Origin of the sequence: Mesorhizobium sp. M1163, from assembly GCF_040318415.1 — a bacterium.
Classification (GTDB): domain Bacteria; phylum Pseudomonadota; class Alphaproteobacteria; order Rhizobiales; family Rhizobiaceae; genus Mesorhizobium.
Map to the genome: position 1 here is coordinate 100,247 of NZ_JAMYMF010000026.1, position 12,191 is coordinate 112,437.

Annotated in this window: 16 protein-coding genes; 11 read left to right on the plus strand and 5 right to left on the minus strand. The window is 62.8% G+C overall.

Annotated elements, in window-relative coordinates:
• Positions 1–127 precede the first annotated feature (127 nt).
• The 3 genes from NKH43_RS23535 to NKH43_RS23545 form a co-directional block, all read right to left on the minus strand.
• Positions 128–982, minus strand: coding sequence for a lytic transglycosylase domain-containing protein (locus tag NKH43_RS23535; RefSeq protein ID WP_023720984.1), 855 nt, complete (start codon positions 980–982; stop codon positions 128–130).
• A 4-nt stretch (positions 983–986) separates the two neighbouring features.
• The gene (gene ispG, locus NKH43_RS23540) at positions 987–2,240 is read right to left on the minus strand and encodes a flavodoxin-dependent (E)-4-hydroxy-3-methylbut-2-enyl-diphosphate synthase (RefSeq protein ID WP_352480886.1); all 1,254 of its coding nucleotides are present in this window, start codon (positions 2,238–2,240) and stop codon (positions 987–989) included.
• Positions 2,241–2,444: 204 nt separating this feature from the next.
• Positions 2,445–2,624 (minus strand): YdcH family protein, encoded by a 180-nt coding sequence (locus NKH43_RS23545; RefSeq protein WP_023678481.1) that lies wholly within the window; start codon positions 2,622–2,624, stop codon positions 2,445–2,447.
• Positions 2,625–2,865: 241 nt separating this feature from the next.
• Between NKH43_RS23545 and NKH43_RS23550 the strand changes: the two genes are divergently transcribed.
• Positions 2,866–3,069, plus strand: a complete 204-nt coding sequence (locus NKH43_RS23550) for a YdcH family protein (protein WP_023678480.1) — start codon at positions 2,866–2,868, stop codon at positions 3,067–3,069.
• Positions 3,070–3,103: 34 nt separating this feature from the next.
• Here NKH43_RS23550 and NKH43_RS23555 read toward each other — a convergent pair whose 3' ends face one another.
• Positions 3,104–3,907 (minus strand): IclR family transcriptional regulator, encoded by an 804-nt coding sequence (locus NKH43_RS23555; protein WP_352815079.1) that lies wholly within the window; start codon positions 3,905–3,907, stop codon positions 3,104–3,106.
• 127 nt (positions 3,908–4,034) lie between these two features.
• Here NKH43_RS23555 and NKH43_RS23560 point away from each other — a divergent pair, with 127 nt between their 5' ends.
• The 8 genes from NKH43_RS23560 (at position 4,035) to NKH43_RS23595 (ending at position 10,493) form a co-directional block, all read left to right on the plus strand.
• Positions 4,035–4,916: a transporter substrate-binding protein gene (locus NKH43_RS23560; protein ID WP_031194546.1), complete on the plus strand. Its 882-nt coding sequence runs from the start codon at positions 4,035–4,037 to the stop codon at positions 4,914–4,916.
• 71 nt (positions 4,917–4,987) lie between these two features.
• A complete protein-coding gene (locus tag NKH43_RS23565) occupies positions 4,988–5,653 on the plus strand; it encodes an amino acid ABC transporter permease (RefSeq protein ID WP_023720988.1) in 666 nt (221 codons plus the stop codon).
• 1 nt (position 5,654) lies between these two features.
• Complete coding sequence (locus NKH43_RS23570; RefSeq protein WP_352640167.1) at positions 5,655–6,305, plus strand: amino acid ABC transporter permease; 651 nt, start codon at positions 5,655–5,657, stop codon at positions 6,303–6,305.
• Between the two features lie 4 nt (positions 6,306–6,309).
• Positions 6,310–7,104: an amino acid ABC transporter ATP-binding protein gene (locus tag NKH43_RS23575; protein ID WP_023720990.1), complete on the plus strand. Its 795-nt coding sequence runs from the start codon at positions 6,310–6,312 to the stop codon at positions 7,102–7,104.
• A gap of 34 nt (positions 7,105–7,138) precedes the next feature.
• Complete coding sequence (locus NKH43_RS23580; protein WP_023678474.1) at positions 7,139–7,600, plus strand: RidA family protein; 462 nt, start codon at positions 7,139–7,141, stop codon at positions 7,598–7,600.
• 17 nt (positions 7,601–7,617) lie between these two features.
• A complete protein-coding gene (locus NKH43_RS23585) occupies positions 7,618–8,823 on the plus strand; it encodes an aminotransferase class V-fold PLP-dependent enzyme (protein ID WP_352860098.1) in 1,206 nt (401 codons plus the stop codon).
• A 99-nt stretch (positions 8,824–8,922) separates the two neighbouring features.
• Complete coding sequence (gene purE / locus NKH43_RS23590; RefSeq protein WP_023720992.1) at positions 8,923–9,420, plus strand: 5-(carboxyamino)imidazole ribonucleotide mutase; 498 nt, start codon at positions 8,923–8,925, stop codon at positions 9,418–9,420.
• Complete coding sequence (locus NKH43_RS23595) at positions 9,417–10,493, plus strand: 5-(carboxyamino)imidazole ribonucleotide synthase (protein WP_352480890.1); 1,077 nt, start codon at positions 9,417–9,419, stop codon at positions 10,491–10,493. The genes purE and NKH43_RS23595 overlap by 4 nt, the downstream gene beginning before the upstream one ends.
• 70 nt (positions 10,494–10,563) lie before the next feature.
• Here NKH43_RS23595 and NKH43_RS23600 read toward each other — a convergent pair whose 3' ends face one another.
• Entirely contained in the window at positions 10,564–10,986 is a 423-nt protein-coding gene (locus tag NKH43_RS23600) for a lysozyme inhibitor LprI family protein (protein WP_023720994.1), read from the minus strand.
• Positions 10,987–11,222: 236 nt separating this feature from the next.
• On the opposite strand from NKH43_RS23600, the gene ykgO reads away from it, so the two are divergent.
• Both ykgO and NKH43_RS23610 read left to right on the plus strand, forming a co-directional pair.
• Positions 11,223–11,348: a type B 50S ribosomal protein L36 gene (ykgO, locus tag NKH43_RS23605; protein WP_006327841.1), complete on the plus strand. Its 126-nt coding sequence runs from the start codon at positions 11,223–11,225 to the stop codon at positions 11,346–11,348.
• Positions 11,349–11,443: 95 nt separating this feature from the next.
• Positions 11,444–12,043, plus strand: coding sequence for a tetratricopeptide repeat protein (locus tag NKH43_RS23610; protein ID WP_023720995.1), 600 nt, complete (start codon positions 11,444–11,446; stop codon positions 12,041–12,043).
• The last annotated feature ends 148 nt before the right edge of the window (positions 12,044–12,191 follow it).

The following is a 12,191-nucleotide window of genomic DNA, read 5'->3' on the forward strand; positions in this document are numbered from 1 at the left end:
GACGATGCAAGACCTGCCTGACGGTTCTGCTTAAGGGTTCACGGAAAATGTGATCGCGTGTCGAAGATGAAGCGCCCAGCGGGAGCGAGATGGGCAGCAATGGCGCGAAACGCGCCGACATATGGCTTTACCGGTTGCGCACCACAATGCATGCGCCGCCGACGCTGTGCAGCTTCTGGCAAATATCGTCGGCCTTGGCTTTGGTGTCGGCGCCGATCCGCACCGCATAGATGCCGCGCCTGCCGATCGGTGTGCGCACCCGGCTGACCACCGGATTGCGACCGCTGAGCAAGGCTGGAAACCGCCGTTTCACATTGCTCCACTGATTGAGCGCCGCGGCGCGGCGGAAATTGCCGGCCACCTGCACGCCCCATGGCTTGATGTTGATCGACGACATCGGCACGGTTCTGGACATGATCACCGGCAGCGTGCGGCAGGCGGCAGCGAAGCTCGCCTTCTTGTCGAGCGGCCGGATGACGCCGGCATACGCGGCATCGGTGAACCTGTCGGCCGGCTCGCCCATGACGTCCAAAACGTAGCTTTCGGTCTCCATCGGCAAGAAGCCGCCGGAATTCAGCCAGCGCGTCACCCGGCTCTCGCCGGCATTGTATGCGGCTGCGGCGAGGCCCAGATTGCCAAAGCCGGTCTTCATTTCGGCGAGGTATTTTGCCGAGGCCGGGATAGCCTGCTCGATATCGAACGAATTGGCGAGCCCGCGCATCTTGGCGGTACCCGGCATGAATTGGGCGATACCCTCCGCACCGACGGGGCTGACCGCATTGGGATCGAAGCGACTCTCCTTCCAGATCAGCCGGGCAAAGAAATCCCGGGGCAGGCCGTTCTGGTCGGCATGCGTCTCGATAAGATCGCAAACTCGATCGATCAGCTTCTGCTTGGCGGGCCGCGGCGGATCGGCCTGGACGGCTGTCGCCCAGCCCAGCCAGCAAATGACAACCAGCGTCGCCCCAAGCAAACGCCGCATCGAACTACTCCGCCGCGGCTTTGCCGTGTTGGCCAAACCGCCGTTCGATGTAGTCGGAAACCATTTTCTCGAAATCCGCGGCGATCGACGGGCCGCGCAGGGTCGCCGCCTTCTTGCCGTCGACGAACACCGGGGCGGTCGGCGTCTCACCGGTTCCGGGCAGCGAAATGCCGATATCGGCATGTTTGGATTCACCCGGACCGTTGACGATGCAACCCATCACCGCGACCTTGAGGTTCTCGACGCCGGGATATTGTTCGCGCCACACCGGCATGTTCTTGCGCAGGTCGGCCTGGATGTTCTGGGCAAGCTCCTGGAACACGGTCGAGGTCGTGCGGCCGCAGCCCGGGCAGGCGGCGACGATCGGCACGAACTGCCGGAAGCCCATGGTCTGCAACAGCTCCTGCGACACCTGCACTTCGCGTGTGCGGTCGCCGTTCGGCTCCGGCGTCAGCGAGATGCGGATGGTGTCGCCGATGCCTTGCTGGAGCAGGATGCCCATCGCAGCCGATGATGCGACAATGCCTTTCGAGCCCATGCCGGCCTCTGTCAGGCCGAGGTGCAGCGCATGGTTGGAACGGGTGGCGAGCTCGGTGTAGACGGCGATCAGATCCTGCACGCCGCTGACCTTGGCCGAGAGGATGATTTTCTCGCGCGCAAGGCCAATCTCTTCGGCCATTTCGGCCGACAGGATCGCCGACTGCACGATCGCTTCGCGCGTCACTTCCTGCGCGGTCAGCGGAAAGCCTTGGGCCTGGTTGTCATCCATCAGCCGGGTCAGCAGCTCCTGGTCGAGCGAACCCCAGTTGACGCCGATGCGCACCGGCTTGTCGTATCGGATCGCCATCTCGACGATCGCCGCGAACTGCCGATCCCTCTTGTCCTTGAAACCGACATTGCCGGGGTTGATGCGGTACTTGGCCAAGGCCTCAGCGCAGGCCGGATGATCGGCCAGGAGCTTGTGGCCGATGTAATGGAAATCGCCGACCAGCGGCACGTCGATCCCGAGCCGCTCCAGTCGCTCGCGGATGGCCGGCACAGCGGCAGCGCTTTCGTCGCGATCGACCGTTATGCGCACGATCTCGGAGCCGGCGCGATGCAGTGCCGCCACTTGCGCCACCGTCTGGTCGACATCGGCCGTGTCGGTGTTGGTCATCGACTGGACGACGACTGGGGCGCCGCCGCCGACCATCACGCCGCCGACGTCGACACCGACCGACCTGCGGCGCGGGAAGGGTGAGGAAAAATATCCGGTCATGCCGGCTGCCTTTAATCTTGAAGGTCCGGGCATGAGGTGGAGGAGCAAAGATGGCTTGTCAATGGCGACTGGCGCGCAGACCTAGCAAATCGGAAATGACAAGACGGCAGCTTGCCGCAAATCCATAAGCGTTTCCGGCAGCATAGAGACATGCCACCGGAAAGAAATCGCGCGCCAGGCGGCGCAGCTAGTCCTGGATGGGCGTCAGTGCGTCGTCGGTTTCGCCTTCAGTTTTTCAATCTCGTCCTTGAGCGCCAGCTTGCGCCGCTTGAGATTCACGATTTCGAGGTCGTCTACCGACGGATGGGTCATCGCATCGTCGATTTCGCGTTCGATGTCGCCGTGTTTCCGCTGCAGCTCATCAAGATGGGATGCAAGAGACATGATTGGTTCTCCCTTTCATGGTTTCCTCGGATTGCAGCCGTCATGGCACGTCCACCGCAGGCTCGCTTCTGTGACGGCATAATGACAGTGTGCCACCATCGCGCACCGATGTCGAATGCTGCGTGGTAGCATTCCACGACAATATGAAATGTGGTATGGGCTGCGCGCCGGTGCAAGAAGACCCCCGGTCCCGCCCAATCAGGCCCATAGTTTGGGCGCCGCAGACGTGCAGACGGTAAAAATGTCCGATCAGGAACAGGCAGATATCCGCCTCGAATATTCCCGGCTGAAGCAGGAACACGCCGATTTCGACGCGGCCATCAATGCGATGATCGCCATGAATTGCGACCCGCTGCAGATCCAGCGCATGAAGAAAAAGAAGCTTTTCCTGAAGGACAGGCTGATGGCGCTGGAAGACAAGATCATTCCAGACATTATCGCTTGAATGGACGCCGGCGCTGGCCTGCTGAAAAGGCGGCCTATGCCGCGATCGAAAGCCGCGCGGCGCGCTCGAGCAACAGCTCTATCAGGTCATCGGTCTTTTCGGTCGAGGTATCGATGGGAACCACCAGGCACATCGTCGCCTCGACCCTGCCCGGCGCTGAAAAGACCGGCGCGGCCAGGCATTTCGTGTAGGCATCGACAAGGCCGGAGGTGACGCAGTAGCCGGCCGACTTGGCCACCGCGATATCGGCTATGAACTCGTCGAGCTGCAACCTGCGGCCGTCCGGCAGTACGAGGTCGTCTTCCGAGACCATATCCTCGATCGCTGCCCTGTCGAAGCCGGCGAGGAGCAGCCGCCCGGAAGCTGTCCAGGGAAGCGGTATTTGCAGACCCGTCGCCGAGCTGATCCTGAATGGCCTGGTTCCCGGGCTTGAATGGACGATGGTGTAGCGGCCGCTTTGCAGCATGCACAGCTCCGAGGTCTCGCCGGACTCGCGTGACAGATGGTCGACTTCCTGCCGCCCTCGCCTGAGCAGGTCGTTGCCCCGCACATAGTCCATTCCGTAGAGATAGAGCTTCTTTCCAAAATAGACCCGATTGCCGTCTCCGGCCATCTCCAGCAGGCCTGCGTCGACCAGCGAGCGCACCAGCGTATAGGTCGTCGACCGCGGTGCGTTCACCCCTCTGGCAAGATCGCCAATGCCGATCGCGCGCTGGGTCGCGTGGAGAAACTCCAGAATCTGGAGGACCCGGTTGAGGCCCTTCTCCCGCGAGCCCGAATTCTTGTCTTCGTCCAGACCGGCGTCCGGTCGAGCGGCCAAGGCATTGCCTTCTTGCATTATCGATTCCTGATGTTAATCTGTCTTGTACAGAGTACAGGCGTCCCTTGTAAGGGACAATGACGTCAGTTGCAACCGATGCCTGCGCTGCTGGTCCAACGGGGAACACAACACGAAGGAGGTCGCCGTGAACGACACATCCAAAAGGCGTGAATTTCTGAAACTGGGAATGGCCGGGCTTGCAACGGCCGGAGTGATGAGTGCCGCCACTGCGGTCGATGTCCAGAAAGCTGCGGCCCAGGCAGCGCCTGACAGCCTGCTGCGCACCGTTCTCGAGCGCGGCAAGGTGATCGTCGGCACCGGCAGCACCAACGCGCCCTGGCACTTCGAGAACGATGCCGGCGAACTGGTGGGCATGGACATCACCATGGGTCGCATTCTCGCCAAGGGGCTTTTCGACGATCCGACCAAAGTCGAATTCGTAATGCAGGATCCGGCCCAGCGCATTCCGAACGTGACCACCAACAAGGTCGACATCACCATCCAGTTCATGACCATGACCGCCCAGCGCTCGCAGCTGATCCACTTCTCCAGGCCCTACTATGTCGAAGGCATCGCCTTGCTGACCCTTCCGAACGCCGAGAATAAGACCTTCGACAAGCTGCTTGCCGCCGGTTCGGCGACCCGGATTTCCATCCTGCAAAACGTCGATGCCGAGGCAAACGTGCGCATCGTCCTGCCGGAGGCGCAGGTGATGCAGATAGATACGCAGGCCAACGTGCTGCAGGCACTGGAATCGAAGCGATCCGACGCCGCGGCCGTCGATCTGTCGACGGTCCGCTGGCTCGCCTCGCGCAATCCGGACAAATACTTCGATGCCGGCAAGAGTTGGTTCTCGATGCTTTATGGTGCCGCACTGCGGCAGGGCGACCTCGACTGGCTGACCTTCGTCAACCAGACCTTCACCATCGCCATGTTCGGCCATGAAACGGCACTCTACGACGCTGCGTTCAAGGATTATTTCGGACAGGAGCCGCCGGCCCGCCATCCTGGATTCCCGGTTATCTGATCCATCAGGCGGAAGGATGCCTCCGGCGCCCTTCCGCCTCGTTCCCGGACTGTCGGCACTAAGCAGGACGCATGGGCTATACCCTCAACTTCAACCTGATCTGGCGGCATTTCGACAAGCTCTGGGGGGGGCTGCTGCTCAGCCTTGAGCTGGCTGTCATCTCCATCGCGATCGGCATCGTCATCGGGCTGCTTCTGGCGGTCTGGTACGTGTCGGCCGGGCGAGCGGTGCGGACCGTCATCGCGGGCTATGTCGAGTTCATCCGCAACGTGCCGCTGATCCTGCTCGTCTACCTGGTCTTCTACGGCCTGCCGACCGTGGTCGATATCGCCTACAGCGCGCAAACCTCGTTCATTGCCACGCTGTCGCTCTACAGCGGCGCCTATCTGGTCGAGGTATTTCGCTCCGGGCTCGAGGCGGTGCCGCGCGGACAACTCGACGCCGGCAAGGCGATTGGCCTGACCCCTTGGCAGAGACTGCTCCATGTACGCTTGCCGACGATGCTGCGCATAACGCTGCCGGCGCTTTCCAACACTTTCATATCGCTCTTCAAGGACACGTCGGTGGCGTCGGTCATCTCGGTACCCGAGCTCACCTATGGCGCCCAGTGGATCAACTTCAACACCTTCCGCATTGTCGAGGTCTATCTGGTGGTGACTGCGATGTACCTGTTGACCGGCTACGCGCTGCTTTTCGCGCTGCGGCTGGTCGAGCGCCGGTTCAAGGCGGCGCGCTGACATGCTGAGCCAGATCATCTATGCCTTGCCGTTCCTCGCCGAAGGCTTTGCCGTAACCTTGTGGGTGTCGCTGCTGGTTGTGGTGCTATCGCTTATCGCCGGCGTGCTGATGGGTGTCGGCCTCGTCTATGGTCCGGCTCCGCTGCGCTGGGCAGTGCGCGTCTTCAGCGACACCATACGCGGCATTCCGATCCTGGTGCTGATCTTCTTCGTCTATTACGGCCTGCCCGCGGTGGGACTGCATCTTGAGTCCTTTTGGGCGGCCGTACTCGCCCTCACCCTCTTCAAGACCGCACAAGTCGTCGAGTATCTCAGGGGCGCCGTCGGCTCGATTCCCAAGGGTCAGTCGGAGGCGGCGATGGCGATCGGGCTGACCTTCCGCCAGCGGCTGGCCTACGTCATTTTTCCGCAAGCGTTCAGGCGCTTCCTGCCGCCCTGGATCAACGGCGTCACCGACGCGGTGAAAGGCAGCGCGCTGGTCTCGCTGCTCGGCATCACCGACCTGATGCAAGCGATCAACCAGGTCATCGGCCGCACCTATGAGGCGATGCCGCTCTACATCCTCGGCGCGCTCGTCTACTTCGCCGTCAACTACGCCCTCTCCTTGGCCAGCCGGCGGCTGGAGCGGCGTTTCTCCTTCATCCGGGAATAACAAGATGTCCAAAGCCTCGCACGCAAATCCGGCGCTTCTCGATATCTCCGAGGTCTCCAAAGCCTTTGGATCCGTCGAGGTCCTGCGCTCGGTCAGCCTCAAGGTGACGCGCGGCGAGGTGGTGACGGTCATCGGCCCATCCGGCAGCGGCAAGACCACCCTGCTGCGCTGCGTCAATTTCCTGGAGAGCTATGATAACGGCTCGATCCGTATCGACGGTAAAGAGGTCGGCTACCGCGAGGCGGGAACACGCCAGCGACGCAGCGAGCGCGACCTGGCGGCGATGCGCGCCGAGACCGGAATGGTGTTCCAGAGCTTCAATCTGTTTCCGCATTTGACTGCGGCCGGCAACATCATGCTCGGCCTGCGCAAGGTGCGCGGCAAGAGCAATGCCGAGGCCCGCACCATTGCCGAGCACTGGCTCGGCCGGGTCGGGCTCGCCCACAAGGCCGACAGTCTGCCGGCCGAGCTTTCCGGCGGCCAGCAGCAGCGCGTCGGCATCGCCCGCGCTGTGGCGATGGAGCCGAAGATCCTGCTCCTCGACGAGATAACCTCGGCGCTCGACCCCGAACTGGTTGGCGAGGTGCTCGAGGTCGTACGCAGCCTCGCCGAAGACGGCATGACGATGCTGATGGTCACGCACGAGATGGCTTTTGCACGCGATGCATCGAGCCGCATCGTTTTCATGGCGGATGGCGGCGTCAGTGCCGTCGGACCTCCCGCCGAGATCCTGGCTGCGGACTTCGACAATGAACGCCTTCGCAGCTTCCTGGCGCGGTTTCGCGCCTCGCATTTTTGACACCGGACGGCGAAAGCTGTCGCAAGGAGCTTTTATGACGCCTTACATCCGGCTCGCGGAATTGGGCCTGACGCTGCCCGAGCCGCCGAAGCCCATCGCCAACTTCGTCACCTATGCCGAGAGCGGACGGCTGATCTTCCTCTCCGGCCAGGGGCCGTTGCGCGCTGATGGCGCGCTCTGCACCGGCAAGGTTGGCGAGGATGTCTCCGTGGAGGAGGCCTATGGGCATGCCCGTCTCACCGGCCTGAACCTGCTCGCCGTCATGCATGCCGCGGCCGGCGACCTCGGCCGCATCGTGCGCGTCGTCAAGCTGCTTGGCTTTGTCAATGCAACGCCGACATTCAGCGAGCACCCCAAGGTGGTGAATGGCTGTTCCGATCTTTTCGCGGCCGTCTTTGATACGCTTGGCGGACACGCCCGTTCCGCGATCGGTGTCGGCTCGCTGCCGGGCAACATCACAGTTGAAATCGAGGCGGTCGTCGAGATCGCCGCCTGAAAACAGGATCTACAGAGATGACGACCTATTCCGCTGACCGTTCCAATACGACAATCCGCGAACGGCTCGGCCTTCGCCCGATCATTAATGTTTCCGGAACGATGACGGCGCTCGGCGCTTCGATCATCGTGCCGGAAGCGATTGCCGCAATGTCGGAAATCGCCTCGCAATGGGTCGAGATGGACGATCTGCAGCGCGCCGCAAGCACGGTGATTGCACGCCTCACCGGCGGCGAGGCCGGCTTTATCACCGCATGCTGCGCCAGCGGCATAACCATGGCGATTGCCGGCGCGATGACCGGAACCAGCCTTCTTGCGATCGAGCGGCTGCCGGACGACACCGAGGGCCTCAAATCGGAGGTCATCGTCCAGCTTGGCCACATCGTCAATTATGGCGCGCCGATCGACCAGTCGATCCGGCTTGCCGGAGCCAAGGCAGTGCCCGCCGGCACGGTCAGCGTTACGCAGGACTATCATGTAGGCGAGGCGATCCAGGACCGGACGGCGGCAGCCCTCTACGTCGTCGCGCACCACACCGTGCAATACGGCATGCTCTCGCTCGAAGAGTTCTGCGAGATCTGCCACGCCAAGGGCGTGCCGGTGATCGTCGACGCCGCCTCGGAATACGATTTGCGCGGCTTTCTGGCGCGCGGCGCCGACATTGTCGTCTATAGCGGGCACAAATTTCTCTCAGGGCCGACAAGCGGCATCGTTGCCGGCCGCAAGGATCTGGTGCGGGCCGCCTATCTCCAGAACCGCGGCGTTGCGCGCGCCATGAAGGTCGGCAAGGAGAGCATTGCCGGCACCATGGGGGCCCTGGAAGCCTGGGAACGGCGCGACCATGCCGGCATCCGCCAGCGGGAAGAAGCCGCACTGCATCTGTGGCAAACCGCATTGCAGGGCCTGCCCGGCATCGCAGCAAACATCATTCCCGATCCGACCGGAAATCCTCTCGAGCGCCTGCAGGTGTTTGTTGCGCCCGAAAGCCGGTTCACCGCCGCCGGGCTGGCCTCGGCACTGGCGGCGGGTTCGCCCCCCATTATCGTTCGCAACCACGAGGTCGAGCGCGGCCACTTCTTCCTTGATCCGTGCAATCTGCACCACGGCGAGGCGGAGATCGTCGCCGAGCGCCTGCGGGCGGTGTTGAGCGCTGCTGAGCGGCCCGCGGATGCGATGAAGTCCGCTCGCAAGCAGTCTGCCGGGGCTTTGCGCTGGCCGGATTAGGTAGCGATGGCGCCATTCGCCCGAGTGCGGGACGCTCCTATCCTTGCGGCTCCCCTCGATTTCCGCTAATGCGCGCGTTTGCCGCCGGGGAGCAGAAGCTTGGACAATCACCGCGCCGACGTCGCCATCATCATGGGCAGCCAGTCCGACTGGGCGACGATGCGCCACGCCGCCGAAACGCTTGAGGCGCTTGGCATTCCGCACAAGCGGCTGATCGTCTCGGCCCACCGCACTCCCGACCGGCTCTATGACTTCGCCAAGGGCGCCAAGGGCGCCGGCTACAAGGTGATCATCGCCGGTGCCGGCGGTGCGGCGCATCTGCCGGGCATGACGGCAGCGATGACGCCACTGCCGGTGTTCGGCGTGCCGGTGGAATCGAAGACGCTGTCCGGCCAGGATTCGCTGCTTTCGATCGTGCAGATGCCGGCCGGCATTCCGGTCGGCACTTTGGCCATCGGCAAGGCCGGCGCTGCCAACGCCGCCCTTCTGGCCGCCGCGGTGCTGGCGCTGAGCGACGAAAAGCTTGCCGCCCGGCTGGACAGCTGGCGCGCCGCGCAGACCGCCAAGGTGGCCGCCGAGCCGACGGACACGCCGTGAGCCGGCCCGCCGGATCGACCATCGGCATCATTGGCGGCGGCCAGCTCGGCCGCATGCTGGCGATGGCCGCGGCCCGCCTCGGCTACCGCATCGTCGTGCTGGAGCCGCAGCCGGACTGCCCGGCGGCACAGGTCGCCAACCGGCAGATCGTCGCCGCCTATGACGACGCGGCCGCGCTCGGCGAGTTGGCTGCGGCCAGTGCCGTCGTTACTTACGAATTCGAGAACGTTCCGGTTGCGGCCGCCGCGGCACTTGCCACCACGGTCCCGGTCTATCCGCCGGCACGCGCACTGGAAGTGGCTCAGGACCGGCTGGCGGAAAAGAAATTCCTCAACGGCATCGGCATACCGACCGCGGATTTCAGCCCCGTCGACAATGACGAGGAACTGACGGCCGCGCTGAAAAAGTTCAACGGCAGCGGCATATTGAAGACGCGCCGGATGGGCTATGACGGCAAGGGCCAGCGTGTCTTCCGCAACATGGAAACAGGCGGCTTTGCCGGCACTTGCGAGGCGATGGGCAACGTGCCGTTGATCCTGGAATCATTCGTCGCCTTCGAGCGCGAGATTTCGGTGATCGCCGCGCGCGGCATCGACGGTTCGCTCGCCGCCTACGATCCGGCCTGGAATGTCCATCGCAACGGTATTCTTCACAGTTCGACGCTGCCGGCCGGGGTGAAGTCCGACACGGCGGCTGCGGCTCAAACGGCGGCGGCCGAGATACTTGCAGCGCTCGACTATGTCGGCGTCATCGGCGTCGAATTCTTTGTCCTGGCCGACGGTTCGCTGCTGGCCAACGAGATTGCGCCGCGCGTCCACAATTCCGGTCACTGGACGGAGGCCGCCTGCACCATCTCGCAATTCGAGCAGCACATCCGCGCCGTCGCCGGCCTGCCGCTGGGAAATCCCGCACGGCAGTTCGACTGCGTCATGGAAAACCTGATCGGCGACGACATCCGGCGCGTTCCTGAACTTCTCGCCGAGCCCGATCTGATGCTGCACCTCTATGGCAAGGCCGAGGCGCGGCCCGGCCGCAAGATGGGCCATTTCACGCGCGTGAGCCGCCGCAGCTAGAGCATGATCCCGAAAAGTGGAATCCGGTTTTCGGGAACGATCATGCTCAAACAAAAGTTAGAACCTACGCTTACTGGATGTCGCCGCTCTCGTCCTCGTCGGGGCTGGCGCAGCTCACATCGCCTTCCGCGCAGGTCGAATCGGCGGTGAGCTGTTTGGTGCGGTCGTCGGTCAGCCGCGTCAGGCATTCCGATATCAGCATCGGATAGATCGAGCCGCCTTCGCTGTCCGCGGCGGAATAGCTGCATTCCGCGTCGCGAAAGGCGATCCACGCGCGCTGCGCCGTCTGCAACAGCTTCCTGGCTTTTGCATCGCTTGCGCTGATGAGCTCCTGGTAGGCCTTGTTGAGTTTGGCGTCGGCGGATTTGTAGTCCGCGTCGGCGCAGATGTTCATCATCTGCTGGCTGTCGTCGTTGCGGTCGCATTCCTGCGCATGGGCAACAGAACCTGCCGCAAGGACGGCAAGACAGGCGGACACAAGAATTCGGCGCATGATGATCTCCAATTCGCAACCGCATCATTCCAGCCGTCTCAAGCCCGCGCAATGCCGCAAGGCGCCGTTGGCGGGTATTTCGATGATACGAAACGGTCCGTATCGTTTAGGCAACGCGCTTGCGGTTGACACGGGCAAGGCTCCTCGTCTATGAGCCACGCACAGTTCAAAGGCGCGTCTGTGGGCGCGCCTTAATAGTTCGGCCCGGGACCGGGCCCAGACCGACGGGCAAGACCATGAAGATCAAGAATTCGCTCAAGGCGTTGAAGGCGCGTCACCGCGACAACCAGCTGGTTCGTCGCAAGGGCCGCGTCTACATCATCAACAAGACCGCTCCGCGCTACAAGGCGCGCCAGGGTTGAGTTTTTGACCGGAGGCTGCGTGCCTCCGTGCGCATGATACGCCTCTCACGCTAAATTCAGTTTGACGATCCGGCGTCGGGGGCTAGATTCCCGCGATGCGGATTCTTTTTGCATTTTTCACGGCTTTCTTCGTTTCCAGCGCTGTCTCGCTGCCGGCGTGGGCTGAAGATCCGACAGCAAATCGGCCGACAGCACCTCCGGTTGTGATGACGAAACAGGCGCGGCTCGATCAGCTGTTTGCCGATCTCAAGCGCGAACGCAACGAAAAGGCGGCCGAGCGCATCGCCGGGCGCATCGGCAGCGAGTGGTCCCAGTCGGGCAGTGCCTCGATCGACCTGATGATGCAATGGTCGCAAAAGGCGACTGAAAACCAGAAATTCGATGTTGCGCTCGATTTCCTCGATCAGGTGGTAACCCTGCAGCCGACCTATGCGGAAGGCTGGAACCGGCGCGCCACGGTTCATTTCATGATGAAGAACTACGGGAAGTCGATGTCGGACATCGACCGTACCCTGCAGCTCGAACCACGCCATTTCGGCGCGCTTTCCGGCCTGGCCCAGATCATGGCCGAAACCGGCCACAAGCAGTCGGCGCTCGAGGCCTGGCAGCGCGTTCTCGGCATCTATCCGATGATGCGCAGCGCCCAGGACCAGGTCGCCGCACTTTCCGAAGAGCTTGCCGGCGAAGGCATTTGAGACCAGTAAGGGAATAGGGGAGTAAGGCAGTATGTGAGTGGTGTAGATGCACTCATCCCCTACTCCCCTACTCCCCTACTCCCCTACTCCCCTACTCCCCTACTCCCCTACTCCCCTACTCCCCTACTCCCCTACTCCCCTACTCCCC

What these genes read in the sequence shown, in the direction of transcription:
- NKH43_RS23535 (WP_023720984.1), bottom strand. Translation starts at nt 982, where the DNA reads ATGCGGCGTTTGCTTGGGGCGACGCTGGTTGTCATTTGCTGGCTGGGC.
- ispG (WP_352480886.1), bottom strand. Translation starts at nt 2,240, where the DNA reads ATGACCGGATATTTTTCCTCACCCTTCCCGCGCCGCAGGTCGGTCGGT.
- NKH43_RS23545 (WP_023678481.1), bottom strand. Translation starts at nt 2,624, where the DNA reads ATGTCTCTTGCATCCCATCTTGATGAGCTGCAGCGGAAACACGGCGAC.
- NKH43_RS23550 (WP_023678480.1), top strand. Translation starts at nt 2,866, where the DNA reads ATGTCCGATCAGGAACAGGCAGATATCCGCCTCGAATATTCCCGGCTG.
- NKH43_RS23555 (WP_352815079.1), bottom strand. Translation starts at nt 3,907, where the DNA reads ATGCAAGAAGGCAATGCCTTGGCCGCTCGACCGGACGCCGGTCTGGAC.
- NKH43_RS23565 (WP_023720988.1), top strand. Translation starts at nt 4,988, where the DNA reads ATGGGCTATACCCTCAACTTCAACCTGATCTGGCGGCATTTCGACAAG.
- NKH43_RS23570 (WP_352640167.1), top strand. Translation starts at nt 5,655, where the DNA reads ATGCTGAGCCAGATCATCTATGCCTTGCCGTTCCTCGCCGAAGGCTTT.
- NKH43_RS23575 (WP_023720990.1), top strand. Translation starts at nt 6,310, where the DNA reads ATGTCCAAAGCCTCGCACGCAAATCCGGCGCTTCTCGATATCTCCGAG.
- NKH43_RS23580 (WP_023678474.1), top strand. Translation starts at nt 7,139, where the DNA reads ATGACGCCTTACATCCGGCTCGCGGAATTGGGCCTGACGCTGCCCGAG.
- NKH43_RS23585 (WP_352860098.1), top strand. Translation starts at nt 7,618, where the DNA reads ATGACGACCTATTCCGCTGACCGTTCCAATACGACAATCCGCGAACGG.
- NKH43_RS23600 (WP_023720994.1), bottom strand. Translation starts at nt 10,986, where the DNA reads ATGCGCCGAATTCTTGTGTCCGCCTGTCTTGCCGTCCTTGCGGCAGGT.
- ykgO (WP_006327841.1), top strand. Translation starts at nt 11,223, where the DNA reads ATGAAGATCAAGAATTCGCTCAAGGCGTTGAAGGCGCGTCACCGCGAC.
- NKH43_RS23610 (WP_023720995.1), top strand. Translation starts at nt 11,444, where the DNA reads ATGCGGATTCTTTTTGCATTTTTCACGGCTTTCTTCGTTTCCAGCGCT.